The organism is Microbacterium sp. SLBN-154, assembly GCF_006715565.1.
Lineage (GTDB): Bacteria > Actinomycetota > Actinomycetes > Actinomycetales > Microbacteriaceae > Microbacterium.
Genome location: NZ_VFNL01000001.1, coordinates 1,358,249 through 1,372,885, shown reverse-complemented (window position 1 = coordinate 1,372,885; position 14,637 = coordinate 1,358,249). Strand labels below are relative to the sequence as shown.

General features: G+C 71.2%; 15 protein-coding genes. 4 read left to right on the top strand and 11 right to left on the bottom strand.

What is annotated here, in order from left to right; all coding sequences use genetic code 11:
* Positions 1–39: 39 nt before the first annotated feature.
* Together purN and FBY40_RS06760 are read right to left on the bottom strand one after the other, a co-directional pair.
* Positions 40–666 (bottom strand): phosphoribosylglycinamide formyltransferase, encoded by a 627-nt coding sequence (purN, locus tag FBY40_RS06765; RefSeq protein ID WP_141937447.1) that lies wholly within the window; start codon positions 664–666, stop codon positions 40–42.
* A gap of 4 nt (positions 667–670) precedes the next feature.
* Positions 671–2,089, bottom strand: a complete 1,419-nt coding sequence (locus tag FBY40_RS06760) for a cell division protein PerM (RefSeq protein WP_200829942.1) — start codon at positions 2,087–2,089, stop codon at positions 671–673.
* Between the two features lie 61 nt (positions 2,090–2,150).
* Here FBY40_RS06760 and FBY40_RS06755 point away from each other — a divergent pair, with 61 nt between their 5' ends.
* Positions 2,151–3,629: an NCS2 family permease gene (locus FBY40_RS06755; RefSeq protein WP_442922856.1), complete on the top strand. Its 1,479-nt coding sequence runs from the start codon at positions 2,151–2,153 to the stop codon at positions 3,627–3,629.
* Positions 3,630–3,662: 33 nt separating this feature from the next.
* Here FBY40_RS06755 and FBY40_RS06750 read toward each other — a convergent pair whose 3' ends face one another.
* From FBY40_RS06750 to sucC, 5 genes are all read right to left on the bottom strand, one after another.
* Positions 3,663–5,258 carry a polysaccharide deacetylase family protein gene (locus FBY40_RS06750; protein WP_141937444.1) on the bottom strand — a complete coding sequence of 532 codons (1,596 nt, stop codon included), beginning with the start codon at positions 5,256–5,258 and terminating at the stop codon, positions 3,663–3,665.
* Complete coding sequence (locus FBY40_RS06745; RefSeq protein WP_141937442.1) at positions 5,255–5,791, bottom strand: hypothetical protein; 537 nt, start codon at positions 5,789–5,791, stop codon at positions 5,255–5,257. The genes FBY40_RS06750 and FBY40_RS06745 overlap by 4 nt, the downstream gene beginning before the upstream one ends.
* 70 nt (positions 5,792–5,861) lie before the next feature.
* Positions 5,862–6,311 carry a nitroreductase family deazaflavin-dependent oxidoreductase gene (locus tag FBY40_RS06740; RefSeq protein ID WP_141937440.1) on the bottom strand — a complete coding sequence of 150 codons (450 nt, stop codon included), beginning with the start codon at positions 6,309–6,311 and terminating at the stop codon, positions 5,862–5,864.
* A gap of 5 nt (positions 6,312–6,316) precedes the next feature.
* Positions 6,317–7,219 carry a succinate--CoA ligase subunit alpha gene (gene sucD / locus FBY40_RS06735; protein WP_141937438.1) on the bottom strand — a complete coding sequence of 301 codons (903 nt, stop codon included), beginning with the start codon at positions 7,217–7,219 and terminating at the stop codon, positions 6,317–6,319.
* A gap of 28 nt (positions 7,220–7,247) precedes the next feature.
* Positions 7,248–8,411 (bottom strand): ADP-forming succinate--CoA ligase subunit beta, encoded by a 1,164-nt coding sequence (sucC, locus tag FBY40_RS06730; protein ID WP_141937435.1) that lies wholly within the window; start codon positions 8,409–8,411, stop codon positions 7,248–7,250.
* A 295-nt stretch (positions 8,412–8,706) separates the two neighbouring features.
* Here sucC and FBY40_RS06725 point away from each other — a divergent pair, with 295 nt between their 5' ends.
* Complete coding sequence (locus tag FBY40_RS06725; protein ID WP_141937433.1) at positions 8,707–9,198, top strand: hypothetical protein; 492 nt, start codon at positions 8,707–8,709, stop codon at positions 9,196–9,198.
* Positions 9,199–9,210: 12 nt separating this feature from the next.
* Here the strand turns inward: FBY40_RS06725 and FBY40_RS06720 are convergent, their stop codons facing one another.
* Both FBY40_RS06720 and FBY40_RS06715 read right to left on the bottom strand, forming a co-directional pair.
* On the bottom strand, positions 9,211–9,813 hold the full coding sequence (locus FBY40_RS06720; RefSeq protein ID WP_141937431.1) for a response regulator transcription factor: 603 nt from the start codon (positions 9,811–9,813) through the stop codon (positions 9,211–9,213).
* Positions 9,810–11,048, bottom strand: a complete 1,239-nt coding sequence (locus FBY40_RS06715; protein WP_235014645.1) for a sensor histidine kinase — start codon at positions 11,046–11,048, stop codon at positions 9,810–9,812. Before FBY40_RS06715 ends, FBY40_RS06720 begins: the two co-directional genes overlap by 4 nt.
* Before the next feature lie 204 nt (positions 11,049–11,252).
* On the opposite strand from FBY40_RS06715, the gene FBY40_RS06710 reads away from it, so the two are divergent.
* Complete coding sequence (locus FBY40_RS06710; RefSeq protein ID WP_141940061.1) at positions 11,253–11,699, top strand: small multidrug efflux protein; 447 nt, start codon at positions 11,253–11,255, stop codon at positions 11,697–11,699.
* A 52-nt stretch (positions 11,700–11,751) separates the two neighbouring features.
* On the opposite strand, the gene FBY40_RS06705 is transcribed toward FBY40_RS06710, so the two are convergent.
* A complete protein-coding gene (locus FBY40_RS06705) occupies positions 11,752–12,489 on the bottom strand; it encodes an FAD-dependent oxidoreductase (RefSeq protein ID WP_160141369.1) in 738 nt (245 codons plus the stop codon).
* Between the two features lie 104 nt (positions 12,490–12,593).
* Between FBY40_RS06705 and FBY40_RS06700 the strand changes: the two genes are divergently transcribed.
* Positions 12,594–13,268 (top strand): TetR/AcrR family transcriptional regulator, encoded by a 675-nt coding sequence (locus FBY40_RS06700; protein ID WP_141937427.1) that lies wholly within the window; start codon positions 12,594–12,596, stop codon positions 13,266–13,268.
* Between the two features lie 3 nt (positions 13,269–13,271).
* Here FBY40_RS06700 and FBY40_RS06695 read toward each other — a convergent pair whose 3' ends face one another.
* The gene (locus FBY40_RS06695) at positions 13,272–14,555 is read right to left on the bottom strand and encodes an acyl-CoA dehydrogenase family protein (protein WP_141937425.1); all 1,284 of its coding nucleotides are present in this window, start codon (positions 14,553–14,555) and stop codon (positions 13,272–13,274) included.
* Positions 14,556–14,637 lie beyond the last annotated feature (82 nt).

The window sequence follows — 14,637 nt, the reverse complement described above, 5'->3', positions numbered from 1 at the left end:
GTCTCCTTCTCGAGGCGAGCGGGGTTTCGATGCGAGGGGTCAGGCGGGAGCGGATGTCGGTGACGCCGGCGTCCCGGAAGCCGCGGCGCGCGCGAGGTCGAGGTCGCCGGTCGCGATCCGGCGGACCACGTCGATCATGAGGCGTCGCTCGACGGGCTTGATGCGCTCGTGGAGGCGGTGCTCGTCGTCATCCGGACGGATCGGCACGCGCTCCTGGGCGAGGATCGGACCGGTGTCGACGCCGGTGTCGACGAGGATGACGCTCGCGCCGGTCTCGGTCGCGCCGGCGGCGAGGGCGTCGCGCACCGCGTGCGCTCCCGGGAACTCGGGAAGGTACGCCGGATGGGTGTTGATGATGCGGGGGCTCCACGACTCCACGAAGGCGGCGGGGAGGAGCCGCATGAGCCCGCTCAGCACGATGAGGTCGGGGTTCCAGACGCGCAGCTGCGCATCGAGTTCGGCTCCCCACGCCTCGCGCTCGGCGGCGCCGCGCCACGGCACGAGGAGGGTCGGCACACCGAAGGTCTCGGCATGCGCGAATCCGTCGGCCTCACGATCGGCACCGACGGCGATGATGCGCGCCGGATAGTCGGATTCGGCCGCGGCCTCGAGGAGCGCCCGGAGATTGGACCCCGCGCCCGAGATGAGGACCGCGACGGTGAGCACCGGCCTAGTCTAGCGGCGAGCCCCCGCCGCGCCGGGGGTGCGGGAAGAGCGGCTGGGTGTCGGTCTGGTCGGGGTTCTCGGGGGGCTCGCCGCTCGGTGCGCCGCCGACGGGAGGTATGTGCTGCGCGGCGTCCGTGGGCGAAGCCTCGGACTCGGCCGGCGGCTGCGGCTCCCACACCCGCCACCCCTCGACATCGTCGTCGCCGCGTTCCCGCCCCGACGGCAGCGCAAGCAGGATCGCCGACCCGACGAGCACCTCGACGCCGACGGCCAGACCGACCGCGCCGGGCGCCGGGCCCACCTGCGCGAGCGCCCCCGGCCCGATCGAACCGCCGGCGAGCTGCGCGAGGAGCGCCGCGGCGCCCCCCGACAGCACGGCGATCGCGCCGGCGATCGTCGCCCGCAGGCCCCACCCGTCGGCGATCGCACGCGGGTGGTCGGCGACCAGGCGGGAACGCACCATCCATCCGGCGAGCGCTCCGAGAGCGACCGGTACGAGCGCGAGCAGGAGGAGCCACGAGGTGGTCGATTCGGGGATGACGCCCAGAAGCGGCACCGGCGGTAGAACGCCCACCTGCGTCCCGGCCGGGGCGACCGTGGTCGCCGCGCCGACGGCGAAGCCGGGGCCGGCGATGAAGGAAGCCGCCCAGATGACCAGGGTCGGCAGATAGGCGAGCTGGCCGAGTGCGATGACGCTCGCCCCGAGCACGTCGACGTTGCCGGCCTGCGACAGCGCGACCACCTGCGGGCCGTGGGCGACGAGCGCCACGGTGAGGAGGGCCGCACCCGCGCCTATGAACCCGGTGACGACGATCCCCACGCCGCGCGTGGTCTCCGACACCGCCGCGAGACCCGACTCGCCGATCCGGTGCTCGAGGGCGTCGCGGGCGCGGGCGATGAGTCCGACGTCGGCCTCGCGCCACTCGGTGATGAGCGCGGCGAGGGTCGCCGGAATCGCGAAGACGAGGGCCGGCAGGGCGATCGCGACCCCGAGCGGTGCGGCGGCGAGCGGGTTGACGCCGGTGAGCGCGATGCCCGCGGCGAGCGCCGTGAAGACGACGATCCCGCCGATGAGCCCGCTCTCCCACGCCTCCGACCGTGATGCCCGCACTCCCGTGCGCGCGGCGAGGGCCGCGGTGAGGGCCGCCAGCGCGAGCGGCGGGAGCGAGAGCGAGAAGGATGCCGCGGCCTCGTCGATGCCGGCGGCGGTGAGGTAGATCGGTGGGAGCGTGATGTCCAGCGGCACGAGATGGCCGAGCTGCCACACGGACGCGGTCGCGGCCCACAGCGCCGACCAGTCGGCGTCGGTGCCGAACCCGAACACCCACAGCAGCGTCGCCGGCGCGAGGATCAGCGCAAGGCCGATCGCCGCCGCGATTGCGGCGTCGACGGCGGCGAGAAGAGCGACCACGAAGCGTTGCATGCCTCAACGACCCTACCGATCGGCGTCGCCGGAACCCGCTAACGTCGAGGGGGAGGTCTCAGTGAGCAACACATCTGACGCGCCGACGATCGGCGCCGCGACATCGAGCCGGCACGACGACGGCACCCCGAAGAACCGGCTCGACCGGTTCTTCGAGATCACGAAACGGGGCTCGTCGGTCGCCGCCGAGGTGCGCGGCGGGGTGGTCACGTTCGTGACGATGGCCTACATCGTCATCCTGAACCCGATCATCCTCTCCAGCGGTGTCGACGTCGACGGCAACAGCCTGGACTTCGCTCAGCTCTCCGCCGTGACGGGACTGACGGCGGGCGTGATGACGATCCTGTTCGGCCTGGTCGCCCGGCTGCCGTTCGGGTTCGCCGCGGGCCTCGGCATCAACTCGTTCCTCGCCGTCTCCGTCGTCGGAGAGGTCACCTGGCCCGAGGCGATGGGCCTGGTGATCATCAACGGCCTCATCATCGTGCTCCTGGCCGCGACGGGCCTGCGCCGCATGATCTTCGACGCCGTGCCCCTGCAGCTGAAGCTCGCCATCACGGTCGGCATCGGTCTGTTCATCGCCTTCATCGGGTTCGTCAACGCCGGGTTCGTCACCGCCACCGGTGTCGGCTCGCCCCCGGTCGGGCTCGGAGTGGAAGGCTCGATCGGGACGGTCCCGACGCTGGTGTTCGTCTTCACGCTGCTGCTCACGGGCATCCTCATGGCACGACGGGTGCGGGGCGGCATCCTCATCGGACTGGTCAGCGGCACCGTGCTGGCGGTGATCGTCGAAGCGGTGTGGAACCTCGGCTCGGCCGTCGACACTCCGGGCGGTTGGGGGCTGTCGGTGCCCGAGCTCCCCGCGCAGTGGGTGAGCCTGCCCGATCTCGCGCTGGTCGGTCAGGTCGATCTCTTCGGCGCGTTCGCCCGCATCGGCATCCTCGCCGCCCTCATGCTCGTCTTCACCCTGGTCTTCACGAACTTCTTCGACGCCATGGGCACCCTCACGGGCCTGGCGAAGGAGGCCGGCCTGTCCGACGCGCAGGGGAACTTCCCGCGGTTGCGCTCGGCGCTGATCGTCGAGGGCGTCGGCGCGGTCGCGGGCGGGTACACCTCCGGGTCGTCCAACACCGTCTTCATCGAGTCCGGCGCCGGCATCGGCGAGGGAGCCCGCACGGGCCTGGCCAACCTCGTCACCGGTGGCCTCTTCCTCGTCGCCATGTTCTTCACGCCGTTGGTGTCGATCGTGCCGACCGAGGTGGCCGCGGCGGCGCTGGTGATCGTCGGCGCACTGATGATGTCGCAGATCCGGGCGATCGACTTCAGCGACTTCTCGGTGCTGCTTCCGGTGTTCCTCGCCGTGACGGTGATGCCCCTGACCTACTCGATCGCCAACGGCATCGGCGCGGGCTTCGTCTCCTGGGTGATCGTGCGTGTCTTCGCCGGGAAAGCACGGGAGATCAGTCCGCTGTTGTGGGTCGTGTCGGCGGGGTTCGTCGTCTACTTCGCCCGCGGCCCGATCGAGACGCTGCTGGGAGCCTGACGTCCGCGGCGTACTGCGGGTCGGTGCCGCAGGTCACCGCCCCGAGGTCCACGCCCCCGAGGCCGGTACGTCGCCCTCGAAGATCTGCGTGACCGTCACCAGCGAGAACCCGCGATCAAGCAGGCCGTCGTAGGTGGCGGCGGCGGCGGCCGCGGTTCCCGGGTGGATGTCGTGCATCAGCACGATGGAGCCCGGACGGGGAGCATCGACGGCCCGGGAGATGAGCGTGTCGACCTCGGGTCGCTGGTAGTCGAACGTGTCGACGTCCCACAGGATCGCCGGAAGCCCCGCGATCCGCAGGACATTCTGGTTGTACTCGCCGTAGGGCGGACGGAAGTTCGTCGGGCGGGTCCCCACCACGTTCTGGATGGCCGCGCTCGTGTCACGCAGCTGCGCGGCGACCTGCTCATCGGTGAGGGAGGGCAGGCTCGGGTGATTCCACGAATGGTTGGCGATCTCGTGGCCCTCGTCGCGCATGCGGCGCAGGGTGTCGGCCCAGCCCCGGGCCTTCTCGCCCAGAACGTAGAACGTGGCCGCCGCCCCGCGGGCACCCAGCTCGTGGAGGATGCCGGAGGTGTACTCCGACGGGCCGTCGTCATAGGTCAGGGCCACGCACGGTACGAGTTCGCAGTCGATCGCGTCGGCACCGGCGGGGATGATCGCCGGGGCTTCGTAGGGAAGAGCGGATGCCACGGCGCCGACGAGTCCCGCTCCGAACGGCGTGAGATACGGCGTCGCGACCTCGACGGGAACGGCGACCGGCATCGGCTCGGTCGTCGCGGCGATACCGAGCGCCTGCAGTTCGAGCGGGCTGAACCCGGCCGGCACCTCGACGACGACGGCGTCCCCGGCGGGGACGGAACGGGCGAGCGCCGCGCCGATGACGGCGAGGCCGGCCTCGTCGGGCGGTTGCACCGGAGCGAGGCTGAGCGCGCCCGCGTCGCGCCGGAGTGCCTCGACGATGTCTCCCCACAGCGCGGGCCCCGCCTCGGAGGTCCACAGCGCGTCGGCCGACACGGTCTCGCCGGAGCGGAGATCGGTGTAGAGCGTGATCGAGGTATCGCCCCCGATCGCCGTCGCATCGCCTGAGACCGTCCGCACCCGCACACCGAGGTAGGGCCCGGCGGCGGCGACGATGTCGCAGGCCACCGCGGTGCCCGACCCGTTCGCCGGGCCGAGACGCGGGTCGGTGAGCAGTTCGGCGGCCGGCAGCCGGGTCGATCCGGCGATGCACATCCGCTCGCCGAGTCCCGCGCCGCGCGACTGCACCTGGGGTGCGTAGGCGACGCCGGTGGCCGCTTCGCGGGCCCCGATCGCCTCGCGCACCGCGCCGACGACACGGTCGTTCAGCGGCGTGCGGCCGGGCAGCAGCGCGACCCGGGCCTGAACCCCCACCTCGTCGTTGCGGATGCGCATCGGTCGAAGCGCCGGCACCGTGGCGGGATCGATGGCGGCGGGGAACTCCGTCACCGCTACCCGGGCGGCGGGGAAGGCGGCCGGCCGCCAGGCGGCATCCGTCGCCGGTGCGCACGCGACGAGAGCGAGGGCGCCGATCAGGACGACGGGAAGCGTGCGGCGGCGGTCCCGCGGGCCCTGCGACGCCTTATGCCGCCTCGGGCGCCGATTCACGAGGGCACCCGGACGGTGTCGAGCACCTCGGCGATCGCGTAGCGGTAATCGCCCACGCTCGCGTCGCTGACGCGCGCGACGATCCCCGCGCTGACCGGACCGCGCTCATCGCCGACGGCCGCCAGGACGACGCCGCCTTCTTCGTCGAGGAGCTCGGTGTGCCGGGTGCGCGAACCCGACGACAGGGTCTCGGTCACGGCCTCGGCCCCCTCGGCGTCGCCTCCGCGGACGAGGTCGGCGTAGGCGGTGTCGAAGCCCCCGCTCAGCTCGGTGACCGCGATTTCGAGTCGCCCGTCGGGGCTGGTGAGGGTCAGCTCGTCGCCGTCGAACGGCGGGCGGCGGACGACCCAGCCCGCCGGCGCGGTGAGACTCACCGAGGCGTCGGCGATCGTGACCTCGGTCGGCGTCTCGTACACCGTGGCACCGAGGTTCGCCAGGCTCGGCGGAATAGCGACCGCGGCCGCGAGACCGATCCCCGCCGCCGCACCGAGCGCGCCGATGCACGCCATCACCAGGGCGATCTCCGACCTCACGGCCTGATCGTAGACCGGCGATCCGGCCCGACCACGGCGCGGCGCGGCGTCCTCCCGGGATTCTCGGGGATTACTCCGAGGACGGCTCGAACGGCTCGAGGACGAAGAGTGCGATCTTGCGGTCGGTCTTCTTCTGATACTCGTTGTAGTCCGGCCACACCTCGGCCGAGCGGTTCCACCATTGGGCGTACTCGTCGCCCGAGAGCTCGCGCGCCAGGTAATCGCGCTTGACCGCGCCGTCCTGCAGTTCCACGTGCGCGTGCGCGCGCATGTTCGCCGCCCACGCGGGCTCTTCGGGAGCGCCGCCCTTCGAGGCGACGACCGCGTAGCGGCCCTCGTGCTCGACGCGCATGAGCGCCGTCTTACGCAGGCCACCGCTCTTCGCGCCGACCGTGGTCAGCACGATGATCGGCACACCCCGCAGCAGATTGGCCTCGGTTCCGCCCGAGGCCTCGTACTGCTCGGCCTGCTCGCGCGCCCACTGCGACGTGCTGGGCTTGTACTCGCCCTTCAGCGGCACCGGACTCAGAGCCCCTCGACGATTTCGCGCATGAGGGCCGCAGTCTCGGACGGGGTCTTGCCGACCTTGACGCCCGCGGCTTCGAGCGCTTCCTTCTTCGCCTGCGCTGTTCCGGCCGAGCCCGACACGATCGCGCCGGCGTGGCCCATGGTCTTGCCCTCGGGCGCGGTAAAGCCGGCGACGTAGCCGACGACGGGCTTGGTGACGTTCGCCTTGATGAAGTCGGCCGCGCGCTCCTCGGCGTCGCCGCCGATCTCACCGATCATCACGATCGCCTTCGTCTCGGGGTCGGCCTCGAACGCGGCCAGCGCATCGATGTGCGTCGTGCCGATGATCGGGTCGCCGCCGATGCCGATGGCGGTGGAGAAGCCGATGTCACGCAGTTCGAACATCATCTGGTAGGTCAGGGTGCCCGACTTCGACACCAGGCCGATGGGGCCCTTGCCGGTGATGTTCGCCGGGGTGATGCCGACCAGCGCCTCATCGGGGGTGATGATTCCGGGGCAGTTCGGCCCGATGATGCGGGTCTTGTTGCCCTTGGACGTGGCGTAGGCCCAGGCCTCCGCCGAGTCGCCCACGGGCACGCCCTCGGTGATGACGACCAGGAGCGGGATCTCGGCGTCGATCGCCTCGATCATCGCGGCCTTGGTGAACGCGGCCGGGACGAACGCGATCGAGACGTCGGCACCGGTCTTCTCGATGGCCTCGGCCACCGACCCGAAGACGGGAAGCTCGACGTCGGCGCCGTCCTTGTCCTTGTGCAGCACGGTGGCGCCCGCCTTGCGGGCGTTGACGCCACCCACGACGTTGGTGCCCGCCTTCAGCATGAGAGCGGTGTGCTTGGTGCCTTCGCCGCCGGTGATGCCCTGGACGATGACCTTGGAGTCCTTGGTGAGGAAGATCGACATTTCTTGTTCCTTATCCGGATGCTGCGGGTCAGGCGTTCGCGAGTTCGGCGGCCTTGTCGGCGCCCTCGTCCATGGTCGAGGCGAGCGTGACCAGGGGGTGGTTCGCCTCCTGGAGGATGCGGCGGCCCTCCTCGACGCGGTTGCCGTCGATGCGGACGACCAGGGGCTTGGTGGCAGTGGAGCCGAGCTCGGCGAGAGCCCCGACGATGCCCTTGGCGACCGCGTCGCACGCGGTGATGCCGCCGAAGACGTTCACGAACACGCTCTTGACCTGAGGGTCGCCCAGGATGACATCCAGGCCCGCGGCCATGACCTCTGCCGAGGCGCCGCCGCCGATGTCGAGGAAGTTCGCCGGCTTCACGCCGCCGTGGTTCTCCCCGGCGTAGGCGACGACGTCGAGGGTCGACATGACCAAGCCCGCACCGTTGCCGATGACACCGACCTCGCCGTCGAGCTTGACGTAGTTGAGGTCGTTCTCCTTGGCCTTGGCCTCGAGCGGGTCGGCGGCGTCCTTGTCTTCCAGGCGCGCGTGGCCGGGGTGACGGAACTCGGCGTTCTCGTCGAGCGTGACCTTGCCGTCGAGCGCGATGACGTCGCCCTCCTCGGTGAGGACGAGCGGGTTGACCTCGACCAGTGTGGCGTCCTCGCCCTTGTACACGTCGTAGAGATTGACGAAGACGTTCGCGACCTGCTCGACGAGGTCGTCGGGGAAGTTCGCGGCGCGGGCGATCTCGACGGCCTTGGCGTGGTCGATGCCGGTCAGCGGATCGACCTCGACGCGGGCGAGCGCCTCGGGCTTCTCGACGGCGAGCTGCTCGATCTCCATGCCGCCCTCGACACTGCAGAGGGAGAGATAGGAACGGTTGGCGCGGTCGAGCAGCACCGAGAAGTAGAACTCCTGGGCGATGCGGGCGCCGGCGGCGATCATCACGCGCTTGACGACGTGGCCCTTGATGTCGAGGCCGAGAATGGCCTTGGCGGCCTCGTAGGCCTCGTCGGGGGTCTTGGCGACCTTGACACCGCCGGCCTTGCCGCGGCCTCCGGTCTTGACCTGCGCCTTGACGACGACCACGCCCCCGAGCTTCTCGGCGGCGGCCTTCGCCTCCTCGGGGGTGTCGGCGACGATGCCGGCGAGAACCGGCACCTCGTACTTCTCGAACAGATCGCGGGCCTGGTACTCGTAGAGATCCACAGAGAGTCCTTCGCTGGGCGAACGGTGGGGTGTGTGGGTCAAGAAAATCTCGATGTCGAGATATCGACCAGTCCCCTACCCTACTACCGGCGGCGGACCGCCTCATCCCGGTTGTCTCGACGCCGAGCCCCTTGCGCCATCCCTCCCGAGGGCATACGCGCGCCGTCGCGGCGCCGCTCTCGTCTTCACCCAGGTGCGGCACCTTCCCTCGACCGCCCCGCACTCGGCGTAGCGTTGTCGGCATGACGAGGGGCGTCGCGCGGACCCACCATCGTCATCAACGGGGGTGGTGAGGATGAGGCGAGGGATCGCCGCCACGGCGGCCGGCCTCCTGCTCGTGACACTCGCCGCGTGCACCCCGTTCCCCGCTGATGGGCCGCTGACCCTCGAGCACGCCAAGGCCGACTACATGGATGCGCAGTCGCAGCTGCGCGCAGCGATTCCCGACGACGTCGTGATCGAGGACCTCGACTCACCCCAGACCGCCTCGCTGCTTCCCTGCGACGACGGGAAGACCTACACCTGGCCGGGAGCGAGTGCCGTCGTCATCTCCCCCGACACCGACACCGCGTCGCTGATCGACGACATCGCCGCCGAGTGGGCGGACAGACCGGGCTGGACGCAGCGGACCAGCGCGCTCGGCGGCGGTGGCGCCGCCCTCGACCTGTTTCGGGTGGACGGCCTGACTTTGGGGATCGCCGCTCTCGAAGACAACACCCAGCTCATGATCTCGGGCTTCAGCGCCTGCTTCGCGATGTCCGACCACGATCCGCTCCAGCGCTACTGAGAACGACCGCCCTCAGATCCACCCGCGCTCGCGCGCGAGGATCGCCGCCTGCTGACGCGTCGCGAGGCCGAGCTTCCCCAGCACGGCCGAGACGTGGTTGCGCACGGTGCCGGGCGAGAGGTGCAGGGTCGCCGCGATCTCGGCGATCGTCTCACCGCGAGATCCTGCACGCAGCACATCGAGCTCGCGGTCGGTCAGCGGGCTCCGTTCGTCGGTGAGCGCGTCGGCCGCGATCTCGGGGTCGACGTAGCGCCGCCCGGCGACGACGTCGCGGATCACCGCAGCGACGTCCTGCGCCGGGCGCGACTTGGGCAGGAAACCGTCGACCCCGGCGCTGAGCGCTCGGCGCAGCACTCCCGGTCGCGCGTGCCGCGTCACCACCACGCACTTCGACCCCGCCTGCCGGCGGATGCGCGCGGCGGCGTCGACGCCGTCGAGCCTCGGCATCTCGAGGTCGAGCAGGCACACGGTGGGGCGAAGCCGCACCGCTTCGGCCACGGCCTCCTCGCCGTCGCGGCACTCGGCGACGACCTCGAAATCGTCTTCGAGCCGCAGGAGCGCCGCGAGCGCCGAGCGGATCATGTCCTCGTCATCGGCGATGAGGATGCGGATCATGACAGACCTCCGACGGATGCTGCAGGCACGGTGACCTCGAGGGTGAATCGTTCGGGCGCGGCATCCCACTGCGCCGCGCCCCCGACCGAGCCGACGCGCTCGGCGATGCCCGGAAGCCCCGATCCCGCGGTCGCCGCGGGCGGGGGCGCGGCGGTGGCGGACAGGTCGTTGCTGACGCCGAGTCGCCACACCCGGCCGTCGGCTCGCTCGTCCAGGGCGAGACGGAACCGCGCCCACGCGCCACCGCCGTGCTTGAGGATGTTCGTCGTCGACTCGCGCACCACCGGGCCCAGGATGTCGGCGGGCGCGGCGTCGGCACGCGAGTCGATGTCGAGCTCGACGCTGAGGCCCGCCGCCCGCAGCAGATCGGCCGCGTTGGCGAGCTCGTCGGGCAGCGGAACGCCGCGGAAGCGCGCGGCGAGTGCGCGGGTGCCGGATCGGGCCTCATCGACCGACGCCCGCGCGAGCCTAACCTGCTCGGCGGCCGCGTCGGGGTCGCGCGGCAGCATCCGCTCGGCCAGCTCGAGCTGAAGGGCGATCACCTGCAGGTGGTGTCCCTGCAGGTCGTGCAGATCGCCCGCGAGCCGCAGCCGCTCCTGAGCGGCCGCGAGCCGCCCCTCCGCGGCGCGGGCCTCGTCGAGGGCGAGGACGATGTCCCACCACCACAGGCACACCACGGCCGTGGGCGGCAGCAGCACCGAGAACAGGTTGTAGACGAAGACGACCTCGCCGCCGAGGCTCGCTTCGGTGAGCGCGCTCTCGAGGACCCAGACGGCCATCAGCACGACGACGACCCCGGCGATCAAGCGGATGCGCACACCCCCGCGCCAGCGCAGCAGCATCACCGCGAGAGCCATGAGCGCCGCAGCCGACAGCACCGATCCGGCGATCACTCCGATCGCCACAGCCGCGACCGCCGAAGCAAGCAACGACCAGAAGACCGTGGCCGAGAACCGCTCCTCCTCGTCGGCGTCGTCGATCCTCCGGCGGCGGCCGTACCGGGCTAGGAGCGGCACGCTCGAGGCGAGCGACACCGCCGCCGCGGCAAGGTAGATCGCGACCTGCAGAGCATCGCCGTCGGCCAGCGCCGACAGGAGCCAGAAGAACAGCGTCACAGCCTGGAAGATCATCACCGACCCCGCGGTGTACCACCAGGTCGCCGTCACCCCGCGCGCCAAGGCGCGCGCGGCCGGCTGCGGCGCGGCGGCGACGGTCGGACGGGATGCGTCGGTCACACCGCCACAGTACGACCATGACTTTTGTCACACCTCGCCCGCGGCATCTTCCCGGTGGCAGGTGACGCTCCGACACTGCCGCCGCGGGCGTCGATCGCGTGGGATGGAATCACCGTCCAATAGACGGCCCCGTCCGATCCACAGGGAGATACCGTGAACCCCATCGCCGACCTCGTTCTCGGCTTCCAGAACCTCGTCGCTCAGATGCCCGAGCTTCTCCGGCCGCTCATCGTCGCCCTCGCCGGCGCCGTGCCCTTCATCGAGGGCGAAGGCGCCTCGGCCATCGGCATCATCGGCGGCATACATCCGGTGGTCGCCGGCATCGCCGGATTCGCCGGAAACTTCCTCTGCGTCGCCGTGGTCGTCTTCGCCGGCGCCCGGGTCCGCACCGCGGTGACGACGCGCGGGGGGCGCGAAGCACCGGAGCTGTCGCCGCGTCGCCAGAAGGTCATGCGCGCCTACGAGCGCTACGGCACCCCCGGCGTGAGCCTCCTCGGCCCGCTGCTGGTGCCGACGCAGTTCACCGCCGCCGCGCTGGTGTCCACCGGCGTCGCCCCGGGCAAGGTGCTGTTCTGGCAGGCCGTCGCGATCGCACTGTGGACGACTCTCATCACGCTCATCATCACCGGTGTGATCACGTTCGTCGGCTGAGTGGGGGCTCGCCGACCCTGACGCCCCGCCGCGCGAGAGCTCTGCTGCCCCGCTACGCGACCGATGAGGTCGCGGGCGGGGCGTCGGGTTTCCGGGCGGTTCTGACGACCGGCGCAGGCTGCGCCGTCTGCGACTTCTGAAGTGTCACCTTCCACCCGGGGCGCTCGACACGGGCGAGCTGCAGGATGTCGGCGACCACCTCGAGCGCCGCGGGGGCCGCGCGCGTCCGGCCCCGCCCGTGGCAGGAGGTGACGAATCGGATGCGACCGAGCGAACGCGGGAGCTTGCCCACCGTCGGCGCGGGTCCGATGGCATCGGTCGAGCGCCGTGGCGTGTCATCCGCCCCCGGCATCGGTGCTGTCGGCGCCGGCAGCAGGTACGACGCCGCGCGCCAGCGCGACGGGGTCGGGCCGGGACGGTAGACGGACTCGGCGTCGCGCGCGCCGGTGGCCAGGACCACCTGGTCGGCGAAGAGCGGACCGTGCTCGGTGTCGAGCCGGCACGGACTCGCCGAGGTCACGGCGTGAACGAGCGTGCGGGTGTGCAGGGCGGCACCGGCGGCGACGAGCGCCGCGGCCAGCGCGGTCTCCTCGTTCGCATCGCGGCTCCCGCCGGGACGAGCCGGGCTGATCACCCCCGCTTCGACGAGCGCCACCCGACGGCCCGACTGCGTGAGCATCAGGGTCGCGACGAGACCCGTGAGCGAGGCCCCGACCACCACGACGTCGTAACGCTCACCTCGCGGAAGCGCGTGGCCTGTGGTGTTCACGGCGGCGGCGAAAAGGGACATGAACACAGTGAAGGACCATGAACCGAACCGGACCATGGCCTTGACAAACGGGCGCACACCACACCCGCCGTGTTCCCCGACGACCCCGCCGCTAAGCTCGGACCGTGAGCGACGCCGATCCTGCGTTCGTCGGCCGCACCGGTGTCGTGGCGGCCGCGGTCGAGCTGTTCCACACGCAGGGGTTCGAGCAGACCTCGGTCGATCAGATCGCGCGCGCGGCGGGGATGTCGCGCTCGACGTTCTTCCGCCAGTACGGCGGCAAGGAAGACGTGGTCTTCGCCGACCACGAGGGCCTGCTCGAAGAACTCCGGGCCTTCCTCGCGCAGCCGCACGACGATCCGTGGGCGGCCGTGTGCGACGCATCCGTGCAGGTGTATCAGCACTTCGCCGCCGATCCCGACCTCGCCCGGCGACGCTATGCCGTGGTGCGGCAGATCCCGGCGCTGCGCGACCGCGAGATCGTCACGGTCTTCCGCTACGAGCGCCTCTTCGACGAGTACCTCCGCCACGCCCTGCCGGGCCTCGACCCGCTCGACGCGGTGGGTTTCTCGGCGCTCGTCACCGCGGTGCACAACCACGTGCTCAGGCGGCTGATCCGCGGCCCGAGACGCGTGCCGGTGTCGGTGCTCAAGCGCGCCCTGGATGACGCGCGCCGGCGGTTCGGCGTGCTCCCCGAGGAGTCGTCTCCGGCGCCCGACGATCTCGTCGTCGCGGTGTTCCCGCGCCGGACGCCGAGCGCTGAGGTGGCGCGGCGCCTGCGCGAGGCACTCTCGGAGTAGCGCTCAGGCGAACGCGCTCACACCCGTGATGTCGCGGCCGAGCAGAAGCGCCTGGATCGACTCGGTGCCCTCGTAGGTGTGGATGGCCTCGATGTCGGCCATGTGCTGCATCACGCCGTACTCCAGAAGGATCCCGTTGCCGCCGAGGAGGTCGCGCGCGGTGGCGGCGATGCGGCGGGCGGTGCGGGTGTTGTGATACTTCGCCAGCGACGCCTGCGTCGGTCGCAGACCTCCGGATGCCTCCAGATCGGCGAGATGACGGCAGTACAGCTGCATCGCGGTGAGCTCCGAGAGCATCTGGGCGAGACGCTCCTGCACCATCTGGAATCCCGCGAGGCGCTTGCCGAACTGCTCGCGCTGCTGGGAGTACTGCAGTGCCGCCTCGTAGCAGGCGGTGGCGTGGCCGAGCGCCGACCAGGCGACCCCCGACCGTGTGGCGTAGAGCACCGTCGAGGCGTCCTTGAAGCTGCGGCTGCCCGGCAGCACCGCGTCGGCGGGAAGCCGGACGCCGCGGAGGGTGATGTGCGCCTGATGGATGCCGCGCAGCGACGCCTTCCCGGTGATGGGCTCGCCGTGGTAGCCCTCGGTCTCCTGCGGCACGAGGAAGCATCGCACCTTGCCGTGGTCGTCGGCGCCCGGCGATTCGACGCGGGCCCAGACGAAGGTGACCCCTCCCGAGGCGCCGTTGCCGATCCATTTCTTGGCACCGTCGATGATCCAGCCGCCGTCACCGGCGCGCGTCGCGCGGGTCTCGAGCGAGACCGAGTCGGAACCGTGGTCGGGCTCGGTCAGCGCGAACGAGCCGAGCACCTCACCGCGGGCGATCGGCTGCAGGTACTGCGCCTTCTGCGCGTCGCTGCCGAACAGGGCCAGGGTGCGCAGCGCCAGGCCGCCCTGCACCGCAAGCACGGTGCCGAGCGATCCGTCGCCGCGCGAGATCTCCATGTTGACCAGCCCCGCGGCCAGGGGCGACAGGGCGGTCAGGCCCTCGTGCTCGATCCCGTCGACGAAGAGGTCGAGTTCGCCCATACGGCGAACGATCGAGATGTCGTATTCGCCGGCATCCCACTGCGCTGCCGACCGATCGCCGTATTCCGAGATCAGCACGCGGGCACGCGACCACGCGTCGCGCTCGGCACCGCCGATGTCGGCGAAGACGCCGTAGTAGTCGGTGTCGAGCGGATCGGTCACCCGGTACGCACCGGCGCGGTCACCCGGGAGGGCGCTGCGCGGGGCGCCGGCGAGATCTGCGCTGTCGTTCTCGGTGGGGGTCGGCGAAGACGTCATGACATCCAGTCTCGCATGCGGTGACACTGGGTCTCAAGGCTCAGGGGTGCATCCGCTCCGGATGGTGCCGGGCCGTGGCGCC